At 58.0% G+C, this 22,052-nt stretch carries 23 protein-coding genes and 2 tRNA genes; 19 read left to right on the top strand and 6 right to left on the bottom strand.

All coding sequences use genetic code 11. The annotated features are described in order from the left end of the window. Positions 1 to 32: 32 nt before the first annotated feature. Positions 33 to 293, bottom strand: coding sequence for a helix-turn-helix domain-containing protein (locus tag ACJ8HB_RS12085; protein WP_033636812.1), 261 nt, complete (start codon positions 291 to 293; stop codon positions 33 to 35). Between the two features lie 181 nt (positions 294 to 474). Between ACJ8HB_RS12085 and ACJ8HB_RS12080 the strand changes: the two genes are divergently transcribed. Next, the gene (locus ACJ8HB_RS12080; RefSeq protein ID WP_033655297.1) at positions 475 to 831 is read left to right on the top strand and encodes a DNA-binding protein; all 357 of its coding nucleotides are present in this window, start codon (positions 475 to 477) and stop codon (positions 829 to 831) included. 48 nt (positions 832 to 879) lie between these two features. Here the strand turns inward: ACJ8HB_RS12080 and ispB are convergent, their stop codons facing one another. Further along, a complete protein-coding gene (gene ispB / locus ACJ8HB_RS12075; protein WP_033636815.1) occupies positions 880 to 1,851 on the bottom strand; it encodes an octaprenyl diphosphate synthase in 972 nt (323 codons plus the stop codon). A 270-nt stretch (positions 1,852 to 2,121) separates the two neighbouring features. Between ispB and rplU the strand changes: the two genes are divergently transcribed. From rplU to cgtA, 4 genes are all read left to right on the top strand, one after another. Beyond that, positions 2,122 to 2,433 carry a 50S ribosomal protein L21 gene (gene rplU, locus ACJ8HB_RS12070; RefSeq protein ID WP_004933561.1) on the top strand — a complete coding sequence of 104 codons (312 nt, stop codon included), beginning with the start codon at positions 2,122 to 2,124 and terminating at the stop codon, positions 2,431 to 2,433. 17 nt (positions 2,434 to 2,450) lie between these two features. Next, positions 2,451 to 2,708: a 50S ribosomal protein L27 gene (gene rpmA / locus ACJ8HB_RS12065; RefSeq protein WP_004933559.1), complete on the top strand. Its 258-nt coding sequence runs from the start codon at positions 2,451 to 2,453 to the stop codon at positions 2,706 to 2,708. Between the two features lie 105 nt (positions 2,709 to 2,813). Then, positions 2,814 to 3,785, top strand: a complete 972-nt coding sequence (locus tag ACJ8HB_RS12060; protein ID WP_047569631.1) for a DMT family transporter — start codon at positions 2,814 to 2,816, stop codon at positions 3,783 to 3,785. A 16-nt stretch (positions 3,786 to 3,801) separates the two neighbouring features. Further along, on the top strand, positions 3,802 to 4,974 hold the full coding sequence (gene cgtA, locus ACJ8HB_RS12055; RefSeq protein WP_004933553.1) for an Obg family GTPase CgtA: 1,173 nt from the start codon (positions 3,802 to 3,804) through the stop codon (positions 4,972 to 4,974). A 36-nt stretch (positions 4,975 to 5,010) separates the two neighbouring features. Here the strand turns inward: cgtA and pmrB are convergent, their stop codons facing one another. The 3 genes from pmrB to dacB are packed head-to-tail and all read right to left on the bottom strand — an operon-like array spanning position 5,011 to position 8,173. Further along, positions 5,011 to 6,072: a two-component system sensor histidine kinase PmrB gene (gene pmrB, locus ACJ8HB_RS12050; RefSeq protein ID WP_033655295.1), complete on the bottom strand. Its 1,062-nt coding sequence runs from the start codon at positions 6,070 to 6,072 to the stop codon at positions 5,011 to 5,013. Then, positions 6,069 to 6,731 (bottom strand): two-component system response regulator PmrA, encoded by a 663-nt coding sequence (gene pmrA, locus ACJ8HB_RS12045; RefSeq protein WP_033648677.1) that lies wholly within the window; start codon positions 6,729 to 6,731, stop codon positions 6,069 to 6,071. The genes pmrB and pmrA overlap by 4 nt, the downstream gene beginning before the upstream one ends. Before the next feature lie 8 nt (positions 6,732 to 6,739). Then, positions 6,740 to 8,173, bottom strand: a complete 1,434-nt coding sequence (dacB, locus tag ACJ8HB_RS12040) for a serine-type D-Ala-D-Ala carboxypeptidase (RefSeq protein WP_047569626.1) — start codon at positions 8,171 to 8,173, stop codon at positions 6,740 to 6,742. 256 nt (positions 8,174 to 8,429) lie between these two features. Between dacB and greA the strand changes: the two genes are divergently transcribed. Then, positions 8,430 to 8,906, top strand: coding sequence for a transcription elongation factor GreA (gene greA / locus ACJ8HB_RS12035; protein WP_004933539.1), 477 nt, complete (start codon positions 8,430 to 8,432; stop codon positions 8,904 to 8,906). Positions 8,907 to 9,018: 112 nt separating this feature from the next. Here the strand turns inward: greA and yhbY are convergent, their stop codons facing one another. Next, complete coding sequence (yhbY, locus tag ACJ8HB_RS12030) at positions 9,019 to 9,312, bottom strand: ribosome assembly RNA-binding protein YhbY (RefSeq protein ID WP_004933536.1); 294 nt, start codon at positions 9,310 to 9,312, stop codon at positions 9,019 to 9,021. 143 nt (positions 9,313 to 9,455) lie between these two features. Here yhbY and rlmE point away from each other — a divergent pair, with 143 nt between their 5' ends. The 13 genes from rlmE to rpsO all read left to right on the top strand — a co-directional run bounded on the left by rlmE (position 9,456) and on the right by rpsO (position 21,922). Further along, positions 9,456 to 10,085: a 23S rRNA (uridine(2552)-2'-O)-methyltransferase RlmE gene (gene rlmE, locus ACJ8HB_RS12025; RefSeq protein WP_004933533.1), complete on the top strand. Its 630-nt coding sequence runs from the start codon at positions 9,456 to 9,458 to the stop codon at positions 10,083 to 10,085. A gap of 56 nt (positions 10,086 to 10,141) precedes the next feature. Further along, on the top strand, positions 10,142 to 12,073 hold the full coding sequence (gene ftsH, locus ACJ8HB_RS12020) for an ATP-dependent zinc metalloprotease FtsH (RefSeq protein WP_004933529.1): 1,932 nt from the start codon (positions 10,142 to 10,144) through the stop codon (positions 12,071 to 12,073). 91 nt (positions 12,074 to 12,164) lie between these two features. Then, positions 12,165 to 13,001 (top strand): dihydropteroate synthase, encoded by an 837-nt coding sequence (gene folP, locus ACJ8HB_RS12015; RefSeq protein ID WP_033648673.1) that lies wholly within the window; start codon positions 12,165 to 12,167, stop codon positions 12,999 to 13,001. A 4-nt stretch (positions 13,002 to 13,005) separates the two neighbouring features. Continuing rightward, complete coding sequence (gene glmM / locus ACJ8HB_RS12010) at positions 13,006 to 14,343, top strand: phosphoglucosamine mutase (protein WP_033636821.1); 1,338 nt, start codon at positions 13,006 to 13,008, stop codon at positions 14,341 to 14,343. 220 nt (positions 14,344 to 14,563) lie between these two features. Next, positions 14,564 to 14,899 carry a preprotein translocase subunit SecG gene (gene secG / locus ACJ8HB_RS12005; protein WP_004933519.1) on the top strand — a complete coding sequence of 112 codons (336 nt, stop codon included), beginning with the start codon at positions 14,564 to 14,566 and terminating at the stop codon, positions 14,897 to 14,899. Between the two features lie 68 nt (positions 14,900 to 14,967). Beyond that, positions 14,968 to 15,054, top strand: a tRNA-Leu gene (locus ACJ8HB_RS12000). A gap of 60 nt (positions 15,055 to 15,114) precedes the next feature. Then, positions 15,115 to 15,191, top strand: a tRNA-Met gene (locus ACJ8HB_RS11995). A gap of 218 nt (positions 15,192 to 15,409) precedes the next feature. Further along, positions 15,410 to 15,862, top strand: a complete 453-nt coding sequence (gene rimP, locus ACJ8HB_RS11990) for a ribosome maturation factor RimP (RefSeq protein WP_072021593.1) — start codon at positions 15,410 to 15,412, stop codon at positions 15,860 to 15,862. Positions 15,863 to 15,883: 21 nt separating this feature from the next. Continuing rightward, positions 15,884 to 17,392, top strand: a complete 1,509-nt coding sequence (gene nusA, locus ACJ8HB_RS11985; protein ID WP_019453340.1) for a transcription termination factor NusA — start codon at positions 15,884 to 15,886, stop codon at positions 17,390 to 17,392. A 23-nt stretch (positions 17,393 to 17,415) separates the two neighbouring features. Then, complete coding sequence (gene infB / locus ACJ8HB_RS11980; protein WP_033652759.1) at positions 17,416 to 20,103, top strand: translation initiation factor IF-2; 2,688 nt, start codon at positions 17,416 to 17,418, stop codon at positions 20,101 to 20,103. Between the two features lie 70 nt (positions 20,104 to 20,173). Beyond that, complete coding sequence (gene rbfA, locus ACJ8HB_RS11975) at positions 20,174 to 20,584, top strand: 30S ribosome-binding factor RbfA (protein WP_004933508.1); 411 nt, start codon at positions 20,174 to 20,176, stop codon at positions 20,582 to 20,584. After that, positions 20,584 to 21,528, top strand: coding sequence for a tRNA pseudouridine(55) synthase TruB (gene truB, locus ACJ8HB_RS11970; protein ID WP_047569620.1), 945 nt, complete (start codon positions 20,584 to 20,586; stop codon positions 21,526 to 21,528). Before rbfA ends, truB begins: the two co-directional genes overlap by 1 nt. Before the next feature lie 124 nt (positions 21,529 to 21,652). Continuing rightward, on the top strand, positions 21,653 to 21,922 hold the full coding sequence (gene rpsO, locus ACJ8HB_RS11965; RefSeq protein ID WP_004933502.1) for a 30S ribosomal protein S15: 270 nt from the start codon (positions 21,653 to 21,655) through the stop codon (positions 21,920 to 21,922). The last annotated feature ends 130 nt before the right edge of the window (positions 21,923 to 22,052 follow it).

The following is a 22,052-nucleotide window of genomic DNA, read 5'->3' as shown; positions in this document are numbered from 1 at the left end:
ACGCTGTTCCGGCGGTTTTTTTTGCTCCGCGTTCACGATTTGATGCGCGCCTTGCGATCCAGCAGGCAATCGCTGTGCGGATCGTAATAGCGGCTTGGCCAGATCTCCGAGGGGTGGACGCCTATCGCTTCGGCGATCAGCCATTCCCCCTTCGGCCACGGGCGCGACAGCGCGTTGGCCAGCGTCGATGAGCTTAATCCGGCCTTGCGCGACACTGCCGCCAGCGTGGTGCCCTGCTTGCGTAGCGCCGCGATGATATCTGCCGGATGCCAATCTGGGTTCCTTGAATTCATGTTTACATTCCTTTTCTGATTAGCCAAAGTTGCGTTAGTGGTATAACTAACGGGTCAAGGTTAAGCGCATGAACAACGTGAAACGCTTATTCGGAAACCAGAATACCATTAAATTTCCTAAAAAATACCCAAGTAATTTCCAAAAAATGACGTTGCCCACTATTGCCCAGAGATGATGGCTATGAAAAAAGAGTGGTTTGCCGCCAAGGAACTGACAGGCATCGCAGGATTACCTTCCTCACCACAGGGAATCAATCTGATGGCCCGGCGCGAAGGCTGGATCAGCCGCAGGCGTAAAGGCGTGCAGGGAAAAGCGTTGGAGTACCATATCGACAGCCTGCCTTCAGACGTGCGTAACCTGCTGGTGCTGAAGGAAGACGGGGCGGCATATGACGTAGAGCGTCAGGATCCGTTGGCGGTCTGGATCGAGTATTACTACCATTTGACGGAAAGCGAGCGCGAGAAAATGGTGGCTTTCCTGATGCGGGAAGGGATCGGCGGCCTGCTGGCGCGTATCGACGAAGAGAGCAATACCTAGGCAGGCCCGCGTATGCGGGCCTGATGGTTTTTAAGAAACATTAATTTCTTAAAAGTCGCGTTGCACCGCCAGATGGGCCAGGCCCTCCAGCGCCGTGCGGTGCTCCGATGCCGGCAATGCCTGCAGCGCGGCGATCGCCTTGTCGGCCTCTTCCTCGGCGCGTTTGCGGGTGTATTCCAGCGAACCGCATTGCTGCATCGCCTGCAGCACCGGCTCCAACAGGTGACGGCCGTTGCCTTGCTCAATCGCGCCGCGGATCATGTCACGCTGGGCGTCGTCGCCGTTGTGCATCGCGTGCAGCAGCGGCAGGGTCGGTTTCCCTTCGTTCAGATCGTCGCCGGTGTTTTTGCCCAGGGTGCTGCCGTCGGCGCTGTAGTCGAGCAAATCGTCGATCAGCTGGAAAGCGGTGCCGAGGTAGCGGCCATAGTCTTGCAGCGCCCGTTCTTGCTCAGCGCTGGCGCCGGACAGGATCGCCGACGATTGCGCCGCCGCCTCAAACAGACGGGCGGTTTTGCTGTAGATCACCCGCATATAGCTTTCTTCGCTGATGTCGGGATCGTGCACGTTCATCAACTGCAGCACTTCACCTTCGGCGATGACGTTGACCGCTTCCGACATCAGCGCCAGCACGCGCAGGGATTCCAGGCTGGTCATCATCTGGAAGGCGCGGGTGTAAATAAAGTCGCCGACCAGCACGCTGGCGGCGTTGCCGAACGCCGCGTTGGCGGTGGCTTTGCCGCGGCGCATGTCCGATTCGTCGACGACGTCGTCATGCAGCAGCGTGGCGGTATGGATGAATTCGATCAGGGCGGCCACGGTGACGTGCTTGCTGCCTTCATAGCCCAATGCCCGCGCCGCCAGGACGGCGATCATCGGCCGGATGCGCTTACCGCCACCGCTGATAATGTAATAGCCAAGCTGATTGATGAGCGTGACATCGGAATTCAGCTGTTCGAGAATTGTTGCGTTCACGGCCGCCATATCTTGCGCGGTTAACTCGGTAATTTGCTCTAGGTTCATTGTATTTTTTTCAGCTGTGTTTCTCTTCACCGCGTTGAGATCGCTGCTCACATCGGTACATGGCGGTAACTGTCCCTATGATTGTACTTGAAAAACGGTTCAGATAAACGCCACGAAAGAAACTGCGCTTTTTTTCTTCTTTTTTCTTGTTCTGGTCTTATTCTGCTCTTGTCATGCGCTGCTTTTTTGCGTAGAATTCGCGCCCTATTGTGAATATTTATAGCGCGCTCTGAACTAACACAGTCGGGCACGCGGAAAGCGGAGTTTTATATGTACGCGGTTTTCCAAAGTGGTGGTAAACAACACCGAGTAAGCGAAGGTCAGACCGTTCGCTTGGAAAAGCTGGACATCGCAACTGGTGAAGCGGTTGAGTTTGACCAGATTCTGATGATCGCTAATGGCGAAGATATCAAAATCGGCGTTCCTTTCGTCGATGGCGGCAAGATCAAAGCTGAAGTCGTTGCTCACGGTCGTGGCGAGAAAATTAAAATTGTTAAGTTTCGTCGTCGTAAACACCACCGTAAGCAGCAGGGCCACCGTCAGTGGTTCACTGACGTTAAAATCACCGGCATCAGCGCTTAAGTTAGGAGAGCGGATTAATGGCACACAAAAAGGCTGGCGGCTCGACTCGTAACGGTCGCGATTCAGAAGCTAAACGTCTGGGCGTAAAACGCTTTGGCGGCGAAGCAGTACTGGCAGGCAGCATCATCGTTCGTCAGCGCGGCACCAAATTCCACGCTGGTACCAACGTGGGTTGCGGCAAAGACCACACTCTGTTTGCTTTGAAAGACGGTAAAGTCAAATTCGAAGTTAAAGGCCCGAGCAATCGTAAATTCATCAGCATCGAAGCTGAATAATTTTTCGAGCCTTACGAAATAGATGTAAGCCCCGCAATTCGTTGCGGGGCTTTTTACATTTATGGGTTGCCTGAGGGCAGGCCCGTCAGCGTTGGCGAAGGTGATATGGATACGAAGCAGCAGGTCGGCGTTGGCATTTCTCTGGCGTTAACCACGGCGGTTTGCTGGGGCGCGTTGCCGATTGCGATGAAAGAAGTGTTGGTGGTGATGGAGCCGTTTACCGTTGTCTGGTATCGCTTTACCATGGCCGCCATCGGTTTGGGCGCGATCCTCGCGGTGCGCGGCAAGCTGCCGCCGCTGACGATGTTCCGCCAGCCGCGTTGGCTGCTGCTGTTGGCGATCGCGACGGCGGGGCTGCTGGGCAACTTTGTGTTCTTCAGCTCCTCGCTGCAATACCTGAGCCCGACGGCGTCGCAGGTGATTGGCCAGCTGTCGCCGGTCGGCATGATGTTCGCCAGCGTGCTGATTTTAAAAGAACGCATGCGTATCACCCAGGTCATCGGCGCCCTGATGCTGATTTGCGGACTGATGCTGTTTTTCAACGTCAGTCTGATAGAGATCTTCACCCGGCTGACGGACTACACGCTGGGCGTCATGCTGGGCGTGTGCGCGGCGATGGTCTGGGTGAGCTACGGCGTGGCGCAGAAGGTGTTGCTGCGCCGACTGGCTTCGCCGCAGATCCTGGTTATGTTGTACACTTTATGTGCGATAGCGTTGTTCCCTCTGGCCAAACCCGAGGTGATTTTCCAGCTGAGCGGCTGGCAATTGGCGTGCCTGCTGTTTTGCGGCGCCAATACGCTGATCGGCTACGGCGCGCTGGCAGAGGCGATGGCGCGTTGGCAGGCGGCGCAGGTAAGCGCGTTGGTGACGCTGACCCCGCTGTTTACCCTGCTGTTTTCAGATTTATTGGCGTTGGCCTGGCCCCAGGCATTCGCCGCGCCGACGCTGAACATTGTCGGCTATGTCGGTGCGTTTGTGGTTGTGGCGGGCGCCATGTTTTCCGCAATTGGTCACCGGTGGTGGCCGCGACGGGCAGAACCCCCCCTGGTTGCTCCTTTGAAGCAGCCCGGTGAATGATTTACGGAGACGGTAAATGAAGTTTGTAGATGAAGCAGCGATTCTGGTCGTTGCAGGCGACGGCGGCAACGGATGCGTCAGCTTCCGCCGCGAAAAATATATCCCCAACGGCGGGCCTGACGGCGGCGACGGCGGCGACGGCGGCGACGTCTACCTGCTGGCGGACGAGAACCTCAACACTCTTATCGACTATCGCTTTGAGAAGTCTTTCCGCGCCGAGCGCGGCCAGAATGGCCAGAGCCGCGACTGTACCGGTAAACGCGGTAAAGACGTCATCATCAAGGTGCCGGTCGGCACGCGCGTGAAGGATCAGGGCACCGGCGAGATCCTCGGCGACATGACCCGCCACGAGCAGAAGCTGATGGTCGCCAAAGGCGGCTGGCACGGCCTGGGCAACACCCGTTTCAAATCTTCGGTCAACCGTGCACCGCGTCAGAAGACGCTGGGTACCGCTGGCGAAGCGCGCGACCTGTTGCTGGAGCTGTTGCTGCTGGCCGATGTAGGCATGCTGGGGCTGCCGAACGCCGGTAAATCGACCTTCATTCGCGCGGTGTCCGCCGCCAAGCCGAAGGTGGCCGATTATCCGTTCACTACGCTGGTGCCGAGCCTGGGCGTGGTGCGTATGGACCATGAGCAGAGCTTTGTGGTCGCCGACATTCCGGGGCTGATCGAGGGCGCCTCCGAAGGTGCGGGCCTGGGCATTCGCTTCCTGAAACACCTGGAGCGTTGCCGCGTGCTGCTGCACCTGGTGGACATCGCGCCGATCGACGAATCCGATCCGGTGGAGAACGCCAAAGTCATCATCAACGAGTTGAACCAATACAGCGAAAATCTGGCGCAGAAGCCTCGCTGGCTGGTGTTCAACAAAATTGATGTGATTGGTGAGGAAGAAGCCGCCGAACGCGCCAAGGCGATTGTGGAAGGCATGGGCTGGGAAGGGAAGTACTACATGATCTCCGCCGCCAACCGCGAAGGCGTCAACGCGCTGTGCTGGGACGTGATGAACTTCATCAACACCCAGCCGAAAGCGATGGCGATCGAAGAAAGCGCACCGGAAAAAGTCGAATTCATGTGGGATGACTACCACCGCGAGCAAATCGCGGAAGTGGAAGCCGAAGCGGAAGATGACTGGGATGACGACTGGGACGAAGACGACGACGAAGGCGTCGAAATCATTTACCAGAAGTAATTCGGTGATAAGGGGCTCAGCAACGCTGGGCCCTTGTTATTTAAGCGCCTTTTCCGGCAGCCAGCACTGGGCGTTCAGGCCGCGCGCATCGCGGCGGTTTTCCAGCGTCAAACGCCCCTGGTGCAACTGCACGATGCGGATCACGATATTCAGGCCCAGCCCACTGCCGCCGTAGCGTTGATCCATGCGGCGAAACGCCTGCGTCAGCTCCCCGACCATCTCTTCCTTGATCCCCGGGCCATCGTCGATGACTTGCAGCAGATAGCCGTTGTCTTGCGGCGTTAACTGCACCTGTATCGCGCCGCCTTCAGGGCCGTAACGGTGGGCGTTTTCGACCAGGTTGCGCAGCAGCAGCCGCAGCAGCACCGGATCGCCGTTTACTGTGGCAGTAGCCGGCAAGTGCCAGTCCAGCGTCTGCCCACGTTGGGCGGCCATTTCGTCGAGCTCTTCACGCAGCGGCTGGATCACATCGGCCACCCAATCGACATGCTGATAATGGCCGCGGGCGAAGTCTTGCCCGGCGCGCGACAGCATCAGCAACTGCTCGACGGTGTGCATCAACTGATCGATGCGGGCGATCAGCGCCTGGCTGCCCTTGACGCCCTGTTTCTCCATCAGTTCCAGATGCAGGCGGATGCCGGCCAACGGCGTGCGCAGCTCGTGGGCGGCGTCGGCGGTGAACAGGCGTTCCTGTTGAATGGTGTTGTCCAATCGTGAGAACAGCTGATTGAGTGCATTGGTGACCGCCACCATTTCCTGGCTGTCGCTGGCGATCGGCAGCGGCGTCAGGTTATCGGCAGAGCGCTTTTCCAGCCGTTTCTGCAATTGGTTGAGCGGGCGGATGATCCAACTGATGGCCCAAAACGACGCCAGCAGCGTGACGATCATCATGATCAGCGAAGGCGCCAACAGCGACGCGATGGCCTCGGCGATCTCGCTATCGACGCGTTCGGTACGCACTTTGGCGGACAGGGTTTCGTCCACCAGGAAGCCGATCTGTTCCTGGCTTTCGTGCCACAGCCAGAAGGCGCTGATGAGTTGCGTGACCAGCAGGATCAGCGCCAGCATCAGCAGCAGGCGGCGGCGCATGCTGATCATGAGGAGGGTTCCAGGCGGTAGCCGATGCCGCGCACGGTGCGGATGCGATCCTTGCCCAGTTTGCGGCGCAGGTTGTGAATGTGTACTTCCAGCGTGTTGGAACCTAAATCGTCTTGCCAGGTATAGAGATCCTGCTGCAGGAGTTCACGGTTGACCGTCTGCCCGGCACGCATGATAAGACGCGCCAGAATGGCGAACTCTTTCGGCGTGACCTCCACCGGCTGCTGCTGCAGGTAAACCTGCTGGCTGGAGAGGTTCAGCTGCAGATCGTCCACCTGCATCAGATTGTCGCTGTGCCCCTGGTAGCGCCGCAGGAGGGCGCGCACGCGCGCCTGCAGCTCGACCAGCGCGAAGGGTTTGACCAGGTAGTCGTCGGCGCCGGCGTCCAGCCCGTCGACGCGGTCTTCCAGCGCGTCGCGGGCGGTCAGGATCAGCACCGGCAGATCGATCTGTTGGCGGCGCCACTGCCGCAGCAGCGCGGCGCCGTCGGTGTCCGGCAGGCCGAGATCCAGGATCACCATGCTGTATTGGCTGGTGATGAGCAGGCTGTTGGCCTCCGCCGCCGTGGCGGCGCAGTCGCAGACGTAACCTTCGCCGGTCAGCGCCAGCGCCAGCCCCTGTTGCAACAGTTCATCATCCTCAACGACCAGCAGCTTCATGATGATCCTCAGTTGTTTTGGTAAATATCCCGATACAGGCGGCTTTCGAAACGCACCAGCGGCGCGCGGCGCTGTTTCTGATCCTCCGGCGGCACGGCGTAGCCGGAGAGATACTGCACGAAGGCCATGCGCTGGCCGCTGGCGGTGGTGATGAAGCCCGCCAGGTTGTACACGCCCTGCAGCGCGCCGGTCTTGGCCGACACTTTGCCGTCGACGCCGGCTTCGTGCAGGCCGCCGCGGTAGCGCAGGGTGCCGTCATAGCCGGACAGCGGCAGCATCGAGATGAAGTTCAGCTCGTTGTCGTGCTGCGCGATGTACTGCAGCGCCTGCATCATGGTCGCCGGCGCCAGCAGGTTGTGGCGCGACAGGCCGGAGCCGTCGGCGATGATGGTGTTGCCCAGATCGATGCCGGCCTTCTGGCGCAGCACCTGCCGTACCGCATCGGCACCCGCTCGCCAGGTGCCCGGCACGCCGAAGCGTTCGTGGCCGATGGTGCGGAAGACGGTATCGGCGATCATGTTGTCCGATTTTTTCAGCATGATCTTCAACAGATCGTGCAGCGGCGCCGACTGGGTTTGCGCGATCACCGTGCCGGTGATGCCGGGGCGCGTCTGGCGTTTCAAGTGCCCGTCGATCTGGATGCCGGCCTGGATCAGTTCGTCTTTCAGGATGGCGCCCGCATAGCTGGCACCGTCCTGGATGGCGAAGGCCAGCGGCAGCGGTTCGCTGCGCTGCGTCAGGCAACCGGTCAGGGTAAAGCGGTTCAGCTCGCCCGGCACCACGTCCAGTTCGCAGTACTGCGCGTCTGCAGAGCCGCGCGCCAGGGTGCGCACCTGGCTAAACATATTGACCGGATAATAGGAGGCGACACGGATAAACGCCATGTCGCCCGGATTCGGCGCGCTGTACAGCGAAACCGAGAAACAGTTGCGATCGACGATGGCGGCGGCCGGCGGCGCGCTGAAGCACTGCGTCAGATCGTTCCACGGCCAGCCGGGCGCCTTGTCATGGCTGGCGAAGACCGAGGTATCGACCAGCACGTCGCCACTGATTTGGCGCACGCCCTGTTTCTTCAGGACGGCCACCATATTGCGCAGGCTCTGGCGTTTGAAGGTCGGATCGCCGCTGAAGCGGGCGATCAGGTTGCCGCGCAGCACGCCGTCGCGGATATCGCCCTGGCTCTCCAGCGTGGTGGTGAAACGGTAATCGGGCCCGAGTTGCAGCAATGCCGCCAGCGCCGTTAGCACTTTTTGGGTACTGGCCGGCAGCGCCATCTGCTGAGAGTGAAAATCGATCGTCGGCGCGCCGGCACCGATTTTCTGAACGACCAGGGCAAGGTTGGCCCCATCAGGCAGATATTGTGTGTACTCTTCAACCGGGGCCGCATTCGCATTCAGAACAAATGCGCAAGCCAATGCACTGACAATTCGTGAAAAACGCATAATCTCGGGATAACAGCTGGATAACGTGCCGTCATACTACGGTGCAATCAGGGAAAAAGTAAACGATGACCCTCAAGGAACTCTAGGCTAAAATGCGTATCAAAATGCAAAACCGATCTTGGCTTGGGCTCCGTTCCGAGTCAGGTTTCTTTTGTTTGTCGCCTGGAGGCGGGTGGCGGTATGCCAACCGTGTTTTCATACGAATACGTCAGGATGACGGTTATTTGAACAGGAAAGATTTAGAGGTATTTATACGATGAACCAAATTCCGATGACCTTGTTTGGCGCTGAAAAACTGCGCGAAGAGCTCGAATATCTGAAAAGCGTGCGCCGCCCGAAAATCATTGCGGACATCGCGGAAGCGCGCGAGCACGGCGATTTGAAAGAGAATGCCGAGTACCACGCCGCCCGCGAACAGCAGGGTTTCTGCGAAGGCCGCATTCAGGAAATCGAAGCCAAGCTGTCCAATGCTCAGGTGATCGATATCACCAAGATGCCGAACACCGGCCGAGTGATCTTCGGCGCCACCGTATCGGTGATGAATCTGGACAGTGAAGAAGAAGTGACTTACCGCATCGTTGGCGACGATGAGGCCGATTTCAAGAAAAATCTGATTTCGGTAAACTCGCCGATGGCGCGCGGCCTGATCGGCAAAGAGCAAGACGATGTGGTGGTGATCAAAACCCCTGGCGGCGACGTCGAGTATGAGATCCTGAAGGTTGAGTATCTCTGATCGAGGCCGTTGGTCATTAATGCGCCAACGTTTTGTAAAGATAGGAAAAAGGCCGCAAGCGGCCTTTTATCTTGGTCAGGCGCATGGCACCTTTTCGTTAACCTGATGGTTATTAACGCGGTAGACTGATCTTGCGCTCTTTCGACGGGCGGTAAAGAATAAGCGTACTGCCGATAACTTGCACATTGCAGGCGCCCGTTTCACGCACGATAGCATCGGCGATCAGGGTTTTGGTTTCGCGATCTTCAGCGGCGATTTTTACCTTGATCAGCTCGTGATGCTCCAGAGCCTGTTCAATTTCAGCCAGCACCCCTTCGGTAAGACCGTTATTGCCCAGCATCACCACCGGTTTTAACGGATGCGCCAGGCCTTTCAGGTGCTGTTTTTGTTTATTATTCAGATTCATTGTCTTTTTTGCTTAAGTTGGGATTGAAAACGGTACATTCTACCGCCATCTCATGTATATCACCAAATCGGTCTTCACCGGTGTGAGTCTACGTGAGCAGCGACCCTGACATAAGACTCTTTTTATGATAGTTGGAAAACGAGATGGCTAATAAAAAGCGTTCGGCTAGCTCCAGTCGCTGGTTACAAGAACACTTTAGCGATAAATATGTACAGCAGGCGCAGAAAAAGGGACTGCGTTCCCGCGCCTGGTTTAAACTTGATGAAATACAGCAGAGCGACAAACTGTTCAAACCGGGCATGACCGTGGTGGATCTCGGCGCCGCGCCGGGCGGCTGGTCGCAGTATGTGGTCACCCAAATCGGCGGTACCGGGCGCATCATCGCCTGTGATATTTTGCCAATGGATCCTATCGTTGGCGTCGATTTCCTTCAGGGCGATTTTCGTGATGAACTGGTGCTGAAGGCGCTGTTGGAACGAGTAGGCGAGAGTAAGGTTCAGGTGGTCATGTCCGATATGGCCCCGAATATGAGTGGCACCCCGGCGGTCGATATTCCAAGGTCGATGTATCTGGTGGAGTTGGCGCTGGATATGTGTCGGGATGTCCTCGCACCAGGCGGAAGTTTCCTGGTGAAGGTGTTCCAGGGAGATGGCTTTGACGAGTACCTACGGGAAATTCGCTCCCTGTTTACGAAGGTTAAGATTCGTAAGCCAGACGCTTCCCGCGCCCGTTCGCGCGAAGTGTACATTGTAGCGACAGGGCGCAAACTGTAGTACCCTAACGCTGTTTGTTAACACAGTTGTAAGATGAGGTTAATCCCTTGAGTGACATGGCGAAAAACCTAATTCTCTGGTTAGTCATCGCGGTAGTGTTGATGTCTGTATTCCAGAGCTTTGGGCCCAGCGAGTCGAATGGCCGTAGGGTGGATTACTCTACCTTCATGTCCGAACTGACCCAGGACCAGGTTCGCGAAGCGCGAATCAACGGACGTGAAATTAACGTTACCAAGAAAGACAGTAACAAATACACGACCTACATCCCTGTCAACGATCCTAAGTTGCTGGATACGTTGTTAACGAAGAATGTGAAAGTTGTCGGCGAGCCGCCTGAAGAACCGAGCCTGCTGGCTTCTATCTTTATCTCCTGGTTCCCGATGCTGTTGCTGATCGGGGTCTGGATCTTCTTTATGCGGCAAATGCAGGGCGGCGGCGGCAAGGGCGCGATGTCCTTCGGCAAGAGCAAGGCCCGCATGCTGACGGAAGACCAGATCAAGACCACTTTCGCCGATGTCGCCGGTTGTGACGAAGCGAAAGAAGAGGTGAGCGAACTGGTGGAATACCTGCGCGAGCCGAGCCGTTTCCAGAAATTGGGCGGCAAGATCCCGAAAGGCGTGCTGATGGTTGGCCCGCCGGGGACCGGTAAAACGCTGTTGGCGAAAGCGATCGCCGGCGAAGCGAAGGTGCCGTTCTTCACCATTTCCGGTTCCGACTTCGTCGAAATGTTCGTCGGTGTGGGGGCATCCCGCGTGCGCGACATGTTCGAGCAAGCGAAGAAAGCCGCGCCGTGCATCATCTTCATCGATGAAATCGACGCCGTCGGTCGCCAGCGTGGCGCCGGCCTGGGTGGCGGTCACGATGAGCGCGAACAGACCCTGAACCAGATGCTGGTTGAGATGGACGGTTTCGAAGGCAACGAAGGCATCATCGTCATCGCGGCCACCAACCGTCCGGACGTGCTTGACCCTGCGCTGCTGCGTCCGGGCCGCTTCGACCGTCAGGTCGTGGTCGGGCTGCCGGATGTGCGTGGCCGTGAGCAGATCCTGAAGGTGCACATGCGCCGCGTGCCGTTGGCGGCCGACATCGACGCCTCCGTCATTGCGCGCGGTACGCCGGGCTTCTCCGGTGCCGATCTGGCTAACCTGGTCAACGAAGCGGCGCTGTTCGCCGCCCGCGGCAACAAGCGCGTGGTGTCGATGGTGGAGTTCGAGAAAGCCAAAGACAAGATCATGATGGGTGCGGAACGCCGCTCCATGGTGATGACCGAAGCGCAGAAAGAGTCGACCGCGTATCACGAAGCGGGCCACGCCATCATTGGCCGCCTGGTTCCTGAACACGATCCGGTGCACAAGGTGACGATCATTCCTCGCGGCCGTGCGCTCGGCGTGACCTTCTTCCTGCCGGAAGGGGATGCGATCAGCGCCAGCCGTCAGAAGCTGGAGAGCCAAATCTCTACCCTGTACGGCGGCCGTCTGGCGGAAGAGATCATCTACGGGCCGGAGAAAGTCTCTACCGGTGCGTCGAACGACATCAAAGTGGCGACCTCCATCGCCCGCAACATGGTGACCCAGTGGGGCTTCTCCGAGAAGCTGGGGCCGCTGCTGTATGCGGAAGAAGAGGGCGAAGTGTTCCTGGGCCGTTCCGTGGCCAAGGCGAAGCACATGTCGGATGAAACCGCGCGCATCATCGACCAGGAAGTGAAGTCGCTGATCGAGCGTAACTACACGCGTGCTCGCTCGCTGCTGATGGAAAACATGGACATCCTGCATTCGATGAAGGATGCGCTGATGAAGTATGAAACCATCGATGCGCCGCAGATCGACGATCTGATGAACCGCAAAGACGTGCGTCCGCCTGCGGGCTGGGACGATGCGAACAAAGGCAACAGCTCCGACAACGGCGGCACCCCGAAAGCCCCGACGCCGGTAGATGAGCCGCGCACCCCAACGCCGGGCAACACCATGTCCGAACAGCTCGACAAGTAATTGCGGCTGTGTAATAACATCAAACCCCGGCATGCCGGGGTTTTTTTTGCCCGGCGGGCAGTGAACCAGGCAACAGTAAGGTGGACCAACCATGCAGTTAACCGTGCGCGACATGACGCTCAATCTCTCCCATCCGCAGGTGATGGGCATCCTCAACGTGACGCCGGATTCATTTTCCGACGGCGGCCGCCACAACACCCTGAACCAGGCATTGCTGCACGCGCATGCGCTGATTTCGGCCGGCGCCACGATGATCGATATCGGCGGCGAGTCGACAAGGCCGGGGGCGGCAGAGGTGAGTGAAGAGGAAGAATTGGAACGGGTCGTGCCGGTGGTGGAAGCGCTGGCGCAGCGTTTTGAAGTCTTTATCTCTGTCGATACCTCGAAAGCGGGCGTGATCCGCGAATCGGCGCACGCCGGCGCACACCTGATCAACGACATTCGCTCACTTCAGGAGCCGGGTGCCCTGGCGGCGGCGGCGGAAAGCGGGCTGCCGGTCTGTCTGATGCATATGCAAGGGCAGCCGCGCACCATGCAGCAGGCGCCGCACTACGACGATCTGATCGCCGACGTTCAGGCGTTTTTCGAGCACCATATCCGGCGCTGTAACGAGGCGGGGATAACAAATCAGAAATTGCTGCTCGACCCAGGCTTCGGTTTCGGTAAAAATTTGGCGCACAACTATCAGCTTCTGGCGCGGTTGTCGGAGTTTCATCGTTTCGGTTTGCCGCTATTGGTCGGCATGTCGCGTAAATCGATGATTGGGCAACTGCTGAACGTGCCGCCGGATCAACGGGTGATCGGCAGCGTTGCCTGCGCGGTGATCGCGGCGATGCAGGGCGCGCAGATTGTCAGAGTGCATGACGTTAAAGAAACCGTCGAGGCGATGCGTGTCGTCGAGGCAACACTTTCAGCTAAGGGACAGTAGAGACATGAGCGAGCGCAAATATTTTGGCACCGACGGCATCCGTGGCAAGGTCGGGGACAGCCCCATCACGCCGGACTTCGTGCTGAAGCTCGGCTGGGCGGCCGGTAAAGTGCTGGCGCGTCACGGTTCCCGCAAGATCATCATCGGTAAGGATACGCGCATCTCCGGCTATATGCTGGAGTCCGCGCTGGAAGCCGGCCTGGCGGCCGCAGGGCTGTCCGCCTCCTTCACCGGGCCGATGCCCACCCCGGCGGTGGCCTATCTGACGCGCACCTTCCGCGCAGAAGCGGGCATCGTCATTTCCGCTTCTCATAACCCGTTCTATGACAACGGCATCAAGTTCTTCTCGATCGACGGCGCCAAGCTGCCGGACAACGTCGAAGAAGCTATCGAAGCCGAGATGGAAAAGCCGCTGACCTGCGTGGAGTCCGCCGAGCTGGGTAAAGCCAGCCGCATCATCGACGCCGCCGGCCGCTATATCGAATTCTGCAAAGGCACCTTCCCAAGCGAGCTGAGCCTGAAGGGGCTGAAAATCGTGGTTGACTGCGCCAACGGGGCGACCTACCACATCGCGCCGAGCGTGCTGCGCGAGCTGGGCGCCACGGTGATCGCCATCGGCGTTGAACCGGACGGCATGAACATCAACGAGAAGTGCGGCGCTACCGACGTGCGTCAACTGCAGGAGCGCGTGCTGCAGGAAAAAGCGCACGTAGGCCTGGCGTTTGACGGCGACGGCGACCGCGTGATGATGGTGGATCACCTGGGCAACAAGGTGGACGGCGATCAGATCTTGTACATCATCGCCCGCGAAGGCCTGCGTCAGGGCCAGCTGCGCGGTGGTGCGGTCGGCACCCTGATGAGCAATATGGGGCTGGAGCTGGCGCTGAAACAGCTGGGTATTCCGTTCGCTCGCGCCAAAGTGGGCGACCGCTACGTGCTGGAAAAACTGCAGGAACTGGGCTGGCGCATCGGTGCGGAAAACTCCGGCCATGTGATCCTGCTGGACAAAACCACCACCGGTGACGGCATCGTGGCCGGGCTGCAGGTGCTGACCGCCATGGTGCGCAACCACATGAGCCTGCATGACCTGTGCAGCGGCATGAAGCTGCTGCCGCAGATCCTGGTCAACGTGCGCTTCGCCGGCGATCACAATCCGCTGGAGTCCGACGCGGTGCGCAAGGTCACCGAGCAGGTAGAGGCCGAGTTGGCCGGCCGCGGCCGGGTGCTGCTGCGCAAATCGGGCACCGAGCCGCTGATCCGCGTAATGGTGGAAGGCGAGGACGAGCAGCAGGTGACCGCGCTGGCGCATCGCATTGCCGATGCGGTGAAATCCGCCGGTTAAAACAGACAGTTAGCCATCGGGCTCGGCACAGCTGAGCCCGAATAGGCGATTGTTGGCGTTTTTTTCCGCAAACGCGCCGGCGGCTGCAAATTGCCCTTGCGCGGGTTGGCGGCTTTGGTTAGTATTCACACCCGCTTCAGTAGGCAGTTTATAAAAACGCCTGCTTGATGAGTGTGAAGCATTTGGCATGCGGTGAGGCCGCAAGGATACGGGTACTACTATGTACGAAGCTCTTCTGGTAATTTTCCTGCTGATTTCAATCGGGCTGGTTGCTCTGATTATGTTGCAGCAAGGTAAAGGCGCTGATATGGGAGCCTCTTTCGGAGCAGGTGCATCAGGCACATTGTTCGGTTCGAGTGGTTCCGGTAACTTTATGACCCGCATGACTGCTGTGCTGGCGACGCTGTTCTTCGTCATCAGCCTGATTCTGGGCAACCTCAGCAGCAACCAAAGCAAGAAAGGCAGTGAGTGGGAAAACCTGGGTCAGCCAGTGAAAACTGAGCAGACAACCGCGCCGGCAGCACCTGCCAAGCCGAGCAGCGATATCCCGCAGTAAGCCGAAAAAGTTTGTAAACGGTGGTTGTGAACTCGAAAGAACAACGGCCGTTAGCAGTAAGAATCAGTACCGAGGTGGTGGAATTGGTAGACACGCTACCTTGAGGTGGTAGTGCCCTAACGGGCTTGTGGGTTCGAGTCCCATCCTCGGTACCAAATCCCAGAGATAACTTGCAATTTTGCGATTATCGGCGTAGTATTTGCCACGTTTTCGGACGCGGGGTGGAGCAGCCTGGTAGCTCGTCGGGCTCATAACCCGAAGGTCGTCGGTTCAAATCCGGCCCCCGCAACCACTTTCCTTTAAGTGTTTATTTTCAAATACACTTTTCGATTGAAATCCGCTTTTCTCGATCAACATTTGAAAATGACACTTGCTCGAAAGTTGTACCGAGGCCGCCTAGCGGCAAACAGGGTCCAGTTGCATAAAGCCCCGATTTTTTCGGGGTTTTTTGTTATTTGGCAACAGAATCACTGGGCTATTTAGCCCTTTTTTTATGTCTTGGGGGTGGGCTTGTCCACATTAGAGCAACAGTTAACAGAGATGCTTTCGGCACCCGTAGAAGCGTTGGGCTTTGAGCTTGTAGGCATCGAATTCATTCGTGCGCGCCAATCGACGCTCCGCATCTATATTGATAGTGATAACGGCATCAATGTTGATGATTGCGCTGATGTCAGCCACCAGGTCAGCGCTGTATTGGACGTCGAAGATCCAATCACGGTCGCTTACAACTTGGAAGTCTCCTCTCCTGGCCTTGATCGCCCGATGTTCACCGCAGAGCACTATACGCGTTTCCTCGGTGAAGAAGTCGGCCTGGTCCTGCGCATGGCGGTACAGAACCGTCGCAAGTGGCAGGGTATTATCAAGTCTGTCGAAGGCGAGATGATCACGGTTACTGTGGAAGGGAAAGATGAAGTGTTCGCGCTGAGCAACATCCAGAAAGCGAACCTGGTACCCCACTTTTAAAGTTTGGAAGAGGCAACTAGGATGAACAAAGAGATTCTGGCTGTTGTTGAAGCAGTTTCCAATGAAAAATCCCTTCCGCGCGAGAAGATTTTCGAAGCGCTGGAAACTGCATTAGCCACCGCAACCAAGAAAAAATACGAGCAGGAAATCGACGTGCGCGTCAGCATTGATCGCAGAACCGGCGATTTCGATACCTTCCGCCGTTGGGTCGCCGTAGACGAAGTGACGCAGCCAACGCGTGAAATCACGCTGGAAGCTGCTCAGTTTGAGGATCCGAGCATCGAGCTCGGCGGCTACGTCGAAGATCAGATCGAATCCGTGACCTTCGACCGTATCACCACCCAAACCGCCAAGCAGGTTATCGTGCAGAAAGTGCGTGAAGCCGAGCGTGCGATGGTGGTTGACGCTTTCCGTGAACACGAAGGTGAGATCGTCACCGGCGTGGTGAAGAAAGTGAACCGTGACAGCATCGCGCTGGATCTGGGCAACAACGCCGAAGCGGTGATTGGCCGTGAAGACATGCTGCCGCGCGAAAACTTCCGTCCGGGCGACCGCATTCGCGGCGTACTGTACGCCGTGCGTCCTGAAGCTCGCGGCGCGCAGCTGTTCGTCAGCCGTTCCAGCTCGGAAATGCTGAAAGAACTGTTCCGCATCGAAGTGCCGGAAATCGGCGAAGAAGTGATCGAAATTAAAGCGGCAGCCCGCGATCCAGGCTCCCGCGCGAAAATTGCAGTGAAAACCAACGACAAGCGCATCGACCCGGTCGGCGCCTGCGTAGGCATGCGCGGTGCGCGCGTTCAGGCCGTGTCGAGCGAGCTCGGCGGCGAACGCATCGACATCATCCTGTGGGATGATAACCCAGCGCAATTCGTCATCAACGCCATGGCGCCGGCCGACGTCGCGTCGATCGTGGTAGACGAAGATAACTGCACCATGGATATCGCCGTTGAAGCCAGCAACCTGGCGCAGGCGATCGGCCGTAACGGCCAAAACGTGCGTTTGGCTTCCCAACTGCTGAAACAACACCGCGGCGACGATCGTTGGGAACTGAACGTGATGACGGCGGACGACCTGCAGGCCAAGCACCAGGCCGAGGCTCATGCCGCTATTGATACCTTCACCAAGTATCTTGATATCGACGAAGATTTCGCCACCGTACTGGTTGAAGAAGGCTTCTCCACGCTGGAAGAGCTGGCCTACGTGCCGATCAAAGAGCTGTTGGAAATCGACGGTCTGGATGAAGATACGGTTGAAGCATTGCGCGAACGCGCCAAAGCTGCATTGACCACGCTGGCCCTGGCACAAGAAGAAAGCCTGGGCGACAACAAACCGGCCGACGATTTGCTCAACCTGCCGGGTCTTGAGCGCAGCATGGCCTTTAAACTGGCCGCGCGTGGGGTTTGTACGCTGGAAGATCTTGCCGAGCAGGGTGTTGACGATCTGGCTGATATTGAAGGGCTTAGCGATGAGCAAGCCGGTGAGCTGATCATGGCTGCACGCAATATCTGTTGGTTTGGCGACAACGCGTAATAACTGTAGCAGGAAGGAACAGCATGACGACAGATGTAACCGTAAAATCGCTGGCAGCAGAGATTCAGACTCCGGTTGATCGCCTGGTACAGCAGTTTGCTGATGCAGGGATCAACAAGTCCGAGTCGGACTCTGTTACCCAGCAAGAAAAAGAAACATTGCTGGCGCACCTGAACCGTGAACACGGCAGCGCGCCGGGTAAACTCACTTTGCAGCGCAAAACGCGCAGCACCTTGAATATCCCGAGCACCGGCGGTAAAAGTAAATCGGTGCAAATTGAGGTCCGCAAGAAACGCACTTATGTAAATCGCGATACGCAGGAAGCCCAGTTGGCTGAAGCGGCAGAGCAGGCACAGCGTGAAGCGGAAGAGCAGGCACGGCGCGAAGCGGAAGAGCTCGCAAAACGCGAAGCGGAAGCGAAGCGCGCAGCCGAAGAGCAAGCCAAACGTGAGGCCGCGGAGATTGCTAAGCGTAATTCAGCGGAAAAAGAAAAAGTGACCAATCAACATACCGACGAAATGACCAAGCCAGCTCAGGCGGAAAAAGCACGCCGTGAAGCCGAAGCCGCTGAACTGAAACGCAAAGCGGAAGAGGAAGTGCGCCGCAAGGTTGAAGAGGAAGCCAAGCGCGTGGCGGAAGAAGCCCGTCGCATGGCCGAAGAGAACGGCGAGAAGTGGGCCCAGGCAGACGCGGCAAGCGCCGCGGTTGAAAGCGCCGACTATCACGTGACCACCTCTCAGCACGCCCGCGCCGCGGAAGATGAAAACGACGCCAAAGTTGAAGGCGATCGTCGCAGCCGCACCCGCGGCGGCAAAGCCACCAAGCAGAAGAAAGGCAACAAGCTGTCCGAATCCAAAGCGGATCGTGAAGAGGCGCGTGCCGTTACCCGTGGCGGTAAAGGCAAACGCAAGCCTAGCGCTCTGCAGCAGGGCTTCAACAAGCCGGCGCAGGTGGTTAACCGTGACGTGGTGATTGGCGAAACCATCACCGTGGCCGAGCTGGCCAACAAGATGGCGGTAAAAGGTTCTCAGGTCATCAAAGTGATGATGAAGCTGGGCGCCATGGCCACCATCAACCAGGTTATCGACCAGGAAACCGCACAGCTGGTTGCCGAAGAGATGGGCCACAAAGTTATCCTGCGTCGTGAAAACGAGCTGGAAGAAGCGCTGATGAGCGACCGTGATACGGGCGCTGCGGCCGAGCCGCGCGCGCCGGTCGTGACCATCATGGGCCACGTTGACCACGGTAAAACCTCTCTGCTGGACTACATCCGCTCCACCAAAGTGGCGGCGGGCGAAGCCGGCGGCATTACCCAGCACATCGGTGCCTACCACGTAGAAACCGAGAACGGCATGATCACCTTCCTGGATACCCCGGGCCACGCCGCGTTTACCTCGATGCGTGCTCGCGGTGCTCAGGCAACTGACATCGTGGTGCTGGTAGTGGCGGCCGACGACGGCGTGATGCCACAGACCATCGAAGCTATCCAGCACGCGAAAGCGGCGCAGGTGCCGTTGGTGGTTGCGGTGAACAAAATCGACAAGCCGGAAGCCGATCCGGACCGCGTTAAGCAGGAGCTGTCTCAGTACGGCGTTATGCCGGAAGAGTGGGGCGGCGAAGCGCAGTTCGTCCACGTGTCCGCGAAAGCCGGTACCGGTATCGACGAGCTGCTGCAGGCTATCCTGCTGCAGGCCGAAGTTCTGGAACTGAAAGCAGTTCGCAGCGGCATGGCGAGCGGCGTGGTGATCGAGTCCTTCCTGGATAAAGGCCGTGGCCCTGTGGCTACCGTGCTGGTTCAGGAAGGTACGCTGAACAAGGGCGATATCGTCCTGTGCGGCTTCGAATACGGCCGTGTGCGTGCGATGCGCGACGAATTGGGCCGTGACGTGACCTCCGCCGGTCCGTCTATCCCTGTGGAAATCCTGGGTCTGTCCAGCGTGCCTGCAGCGGGTGACGAAGCAACCGTGGTGCGCGATGAGAAGAAAGCGCGTGAAGTGGCGCTGTACCGTCAGGGCAAGTTCCGCGAAGTCAAACTGGCGCGTCAGCAGAAGTCCAAGCTGGAAAACATGTTCGCCAACATGACCGACGGCGAAGTGTCCGAGCTGAACATCGTACTGAAGTCCGACGTACAGGGTTCTTGCGAAGCGATCAGCGACTCGCTGCTGAAACTCTCCACCGACGAAGTGAAGGTGAAGATTGTCGGCTCCGGCGTAGGTGGCATCACCGAAACCGACGCGACGCTGGCTGCGGCTTCCAACGCCATCATCCTGGGCTTCAACGTGCGTGCCGACGCTTCTGCGCGCCGCGTGATCGAAGCGGAGAGCCTGGATCTGCGTTACTACTCCGTGATCTATAACCTGATCGACGAAGTGAAGCAGGCGATGAGCGGTATGCTGGCGCCGGAATACAAGCAGCAGATCATCGGCCTGGCCGAAGTGCGTGACGTGTTCAAATCGCCTAAGTTCGGCGCTATCGCTGGCTGTATGGTTACCGAAGGGACCATCAAGCGTCACAACCCAATCCGCGTACTGCGCGACAACGTGGTTATCTATGAAGGCGAGCTGGAATCCCTGCGTCGCTTCAAAGATGACGTTAACGAAGTCCGTAACGGCATGGAATGTGGTATCGGCGTTAAGAACTATAACGACGTGCGCGTCGGCGACATGATCGAAGTGTTCGAAATCATTGAGATTCAACGCACCATCGCTTAACGATTGCACATCTGCTTATATCTGTTTACGGGGGGCCTTTGTGCCCCCCGATTTGTCTGGAGAATCCAAAATGGCAAAAGAATTCAGCCGCGGCCAACGCGTGGCGCAAGAGATGCAGAAAGAGATTGCGATCATTCTGCAGCGTGAAGTGAAAGATCCGCGCGTCGGCATGGCGACCGTTTCCGGCGTAGAAGTGTCCCGTGACCTGGCGTATGCCAAGGTTTACGTCACCTTTCTGAACGTACTGACCGAGAACCACGATCCGGATCTGGTCACCAACGGCATTAAAGCGTTGCAGGACGCTTCCGGTTATATCCGCACCCTGCTGGGCAAAGCGATGCGCCTGCGCGTGGTGCCGGAGCTGACCTTCGCTTACGACAACTCCCTGGTGGAAGGCATGCGCATGTCCAACCTGGTGACCAACGTGGTGAAGAACGACGCCGAGCGCCGTTCCGCCTCAGGCGATGACAAGGAGGATTAATGAGTCGCCCTCGTCGCCGCGGCCGTGATATCCACGGCGTGCTGTTGCTGGACAAGCCGCAGGGTTTGTCGTCCAACGATGCGCTGCAAAAAGTAAAACGCCTGTACAACGCCAACCGGGCGGGCCATACCGGCGCGCTCGATCCGCTGGCGACCGGCATGCTGCCTATCTGCCTGGGCGAAGCGACCAAGTTTTCGCAATATCTGCTCGATTCCGACAAGCGCTATCGGGTGATCGCCAAGCTGGGACAGCGTACCGATACCTCCGACGCCGACGGCCAGATCGTGCAGGAGCGCCCGGTGAACCTCACCCAGGCGCAGCTCGACGCGGCGCTGGACACCTTCCGCGGCGATATCCAGCAGGTGCCGTCGATGTATTCGGCGCTGAAATACCAGGGCAAGAAACTCTACGAGTATGCGCGCCAGGGCATTGAAGTGCCGCGCGAAGCGCGCAGCATAACGGTGTACGAGCTGCAGTTTATCCGTTGGGAAGGGGATGAGCTGGAGCTGGAGATCCACTGCTCGAAAGGCACCTACATCCGCACCATCACCGACGATCTCGGCGAGCTGCTGGGCTGCGGCGCGCACGTGATCTATCTGCGCCGCCTGCAGGTGGCGACTTACCCGATCGCGCGCATGGTGACGCTGGAACAGCTGAACGCCCTGCTGGAGCAAGCGCAGGAACAAGCGATTGCGCCCGGCGAGCTGCTCGATCCGCTGCTGATGCCGATGGACAGCCCGGTTGAGAACTATCCGGAAGTGAATTTGCTGCCGGTGGTGGCGGGCTACGTCAAGCAGGGGCAACCGGTGCAAGTGGCCGGCGCGCCAGCTTCTGGCCTGGTGCGCATCACCGAGGGTGAAGAGCGAAAATTCATCGGCGTTGGCGACATCGCCGAGGACGGTCGCGTGGCGCCGCGCCGCCTGGTGGTCGAGCATTTCGACTGACGGCGGGGCTCTGCGTCGCCTTGCGATCGCACTGCGCTAAGAGTAGAATGGCGCAGCTTATGCATTGGGTTGCTGAATTAGAGATCGGCGCCTGTTTTTATTATCTATAATCTGGAGTATTACAATGTCTCTAAGTGTTGAAGCTAAAGCTCAAATCGTAGCTGATTTCGGTCGTGGTACTAACGACAGCGGTTCTACCGAAGTTCAGGTTGCCCTGCTGACTGCGCAGATCAACCATCTGCAAGGCCACTTCTCCGAGCACAAAAAAGATCACCACAGCCGTCGTGGTCTGCTGCGTATGGTTTCTCAGCGTCGTAAGCTGCTGGACTACCTGAAGCGTAAAGATGTAGCACGTTACACCAGCCTGATCGAGCGTCTGGGTCTGCGTCGCTAATCTAGCAAGTTTCAGTGGAAAGGGGCCTATTTTGGCCCCTTTCTTCTAGGAAGCATAAGCAAATCAGGTTAATGTATTACTGATGTTTCCAAACAGGTTCTTCCGTTACAGAGGTTCGCGCGGCTAATGA

The organism is Serratia sp. CY27727 (assembly GCF_052169275.1).
Taxonomy (GTDB): domain Bacteria; phylum Pseudomonadota; class Gammaproteobacteria; order Enterobacterales; family Enterobacteriaceae; genus Serratia; species Serratia sarumanii.
This window is presented reverse-complemented; position numbering and strand designations above follow the sequence as displayed.

Bases quoted from the DNA above. Each gene is read 5' to 3' on its own strand.
- ftsH (WP_004933529.1), top strand. From the start codon at position 10,142: ATGGCGAAAAACCTAATTCTCTGGTTAGTCATCGCGGTAGTGTTGATG.
- ACJ8HB_RS12080 (WP_033655297.1), top strand. From the start codon at position 475: ATGAAAAAAGAGTGGTTTGCCGCCAAGGAACTGACAGGCATCGCAGGA.
- rlmE (WP_004933533.1), top strand. From the start codon at position 9,456: ATGGCTAATAAAAAGCGTTCGGCTAGCTCCAGTCGCTGGTTACAAGAA.
- ACJ8HB_RS12060 (WP_047569631.1), top strand. From the start codon at position 2,814: ATGGATACGAAGCAGCAGGTCGGCGTTGGCATTTCTCTGGCGTTAACC.
- rbfA (WP_004933508.1), top strand. From the start codon at position 20,174: ATGGCAAAAGAATTCAGCCGCGGCCAACGCGTGGCGCAAGAGATGCAG.
- ACJ8HB_RS12085 (WP_033636812.1), bottom strand. From the start codon at position 293: ATGAATTCAAGGAACCCAGATTGGCATCCGGCAGATATCATCGCGGCG.
- pmrA (WP_033648677.1), bottom strand. From the start codon at position 6,731: ATGAAGCTGCTGGTCGTTGAGGATGATGAACTGTTGCAACAGGGGCTG.
- rpsO (WP_004933502.1), top strand. From the start codon at position 21,653: ATGTCTCTAAGTGTTGAAGCTAAAGCTCAAATCGTAGCTGATTTCGGT.
- greA (WP_004933539.1), top strand. From the start codon at position 8,430: ATGAACCAAATTCCGATGACCTTGTTTGGCGCTGAAAAACTGCGCGAA.
- glmM (WP_033636821.1), top strand. From the start codon at position 13,006: ATGAGCGAGCGCAAATATTTTGGCACCGACGGCATCCGTGGCAAGGTC.
- cgtA (WP_004933553.1), top strand. From the start codon at position 3,802: ATGAAGTTTGTAGATGAAGCAGCGATTCTGGTCGTTGCAGGCGACGGC.
- rplU (WP_004933561.1), top strand. From the start codon at position 2,122: ATGTACGCGGTTTTCCAAAGTGGTGGTAAACAACACCGAGTAAGCGAA.
- folP (WP_033648673.1), top strand. From the start codon at position 12,165: ATGCAGTTAACCGTGCGCGACATGACGCTCAATCTCTCCCATCCGCAG.
- rpmA (WP_004933559.1), top strand. From the start codon at position 2,451: ATGGCACACAAAAAGGCTGGCGGCTCGACTCGTAACGGTCGCGATTCA.
- truB (WP_047569620.1), top strand. From the start codon at position 20,584: ATGAGTCGCCCTCGTCGCCGCGGCCGTGATATCCACGGCGTGCTGTTG.
- infB (WP_033652759.1), top strand. From the start codon at position 17,416: ATGACGACAGATGTAACCGTAAAATCGCTGGCAGCAGAGATTCAGACT.
- yhbY (WP_004933536.1), bottom strand. From the start codon at position 9,312: ATGAATCTGAATAATAAACAAAAACAGCACCTGAAAGGCCTGGCGCAT.
- dacB (WP_047569626.1), bottom strand. From the start codon at position 8,173: ATGCGTTTTTCACGAATTGTCAGTGCATTGGCTTGCGCATTTGTTCTG.
- secG (WP_004933519.1), top strand. From the start codon at position 14,564: ATGTACGAAGCTCTTCTGGTAATTTTCCTGCTGATTTCAATCGGGCTG.
- ispB (WP_033636815.1), bottom strand. From the start codon at position 1,851: ATGAACCTAGAGCAAATTACCGAGTTAACCGCGCAAGATATGGCGGCC.
- pmrB (WP_033655295.1), bottom strand. From the start codon at position 6,072: ATGATCAGCATGCGCCGCCGCCTGCTGCTGATGCTGGCGCTGATCCTG.
- nusA (WP_019453340.1), top strand. From the start codon at position 15,884: ATGAACAAAGAGATTCTGGCTGTTGTTGAAGCAGTTTCCAATGAAAAA.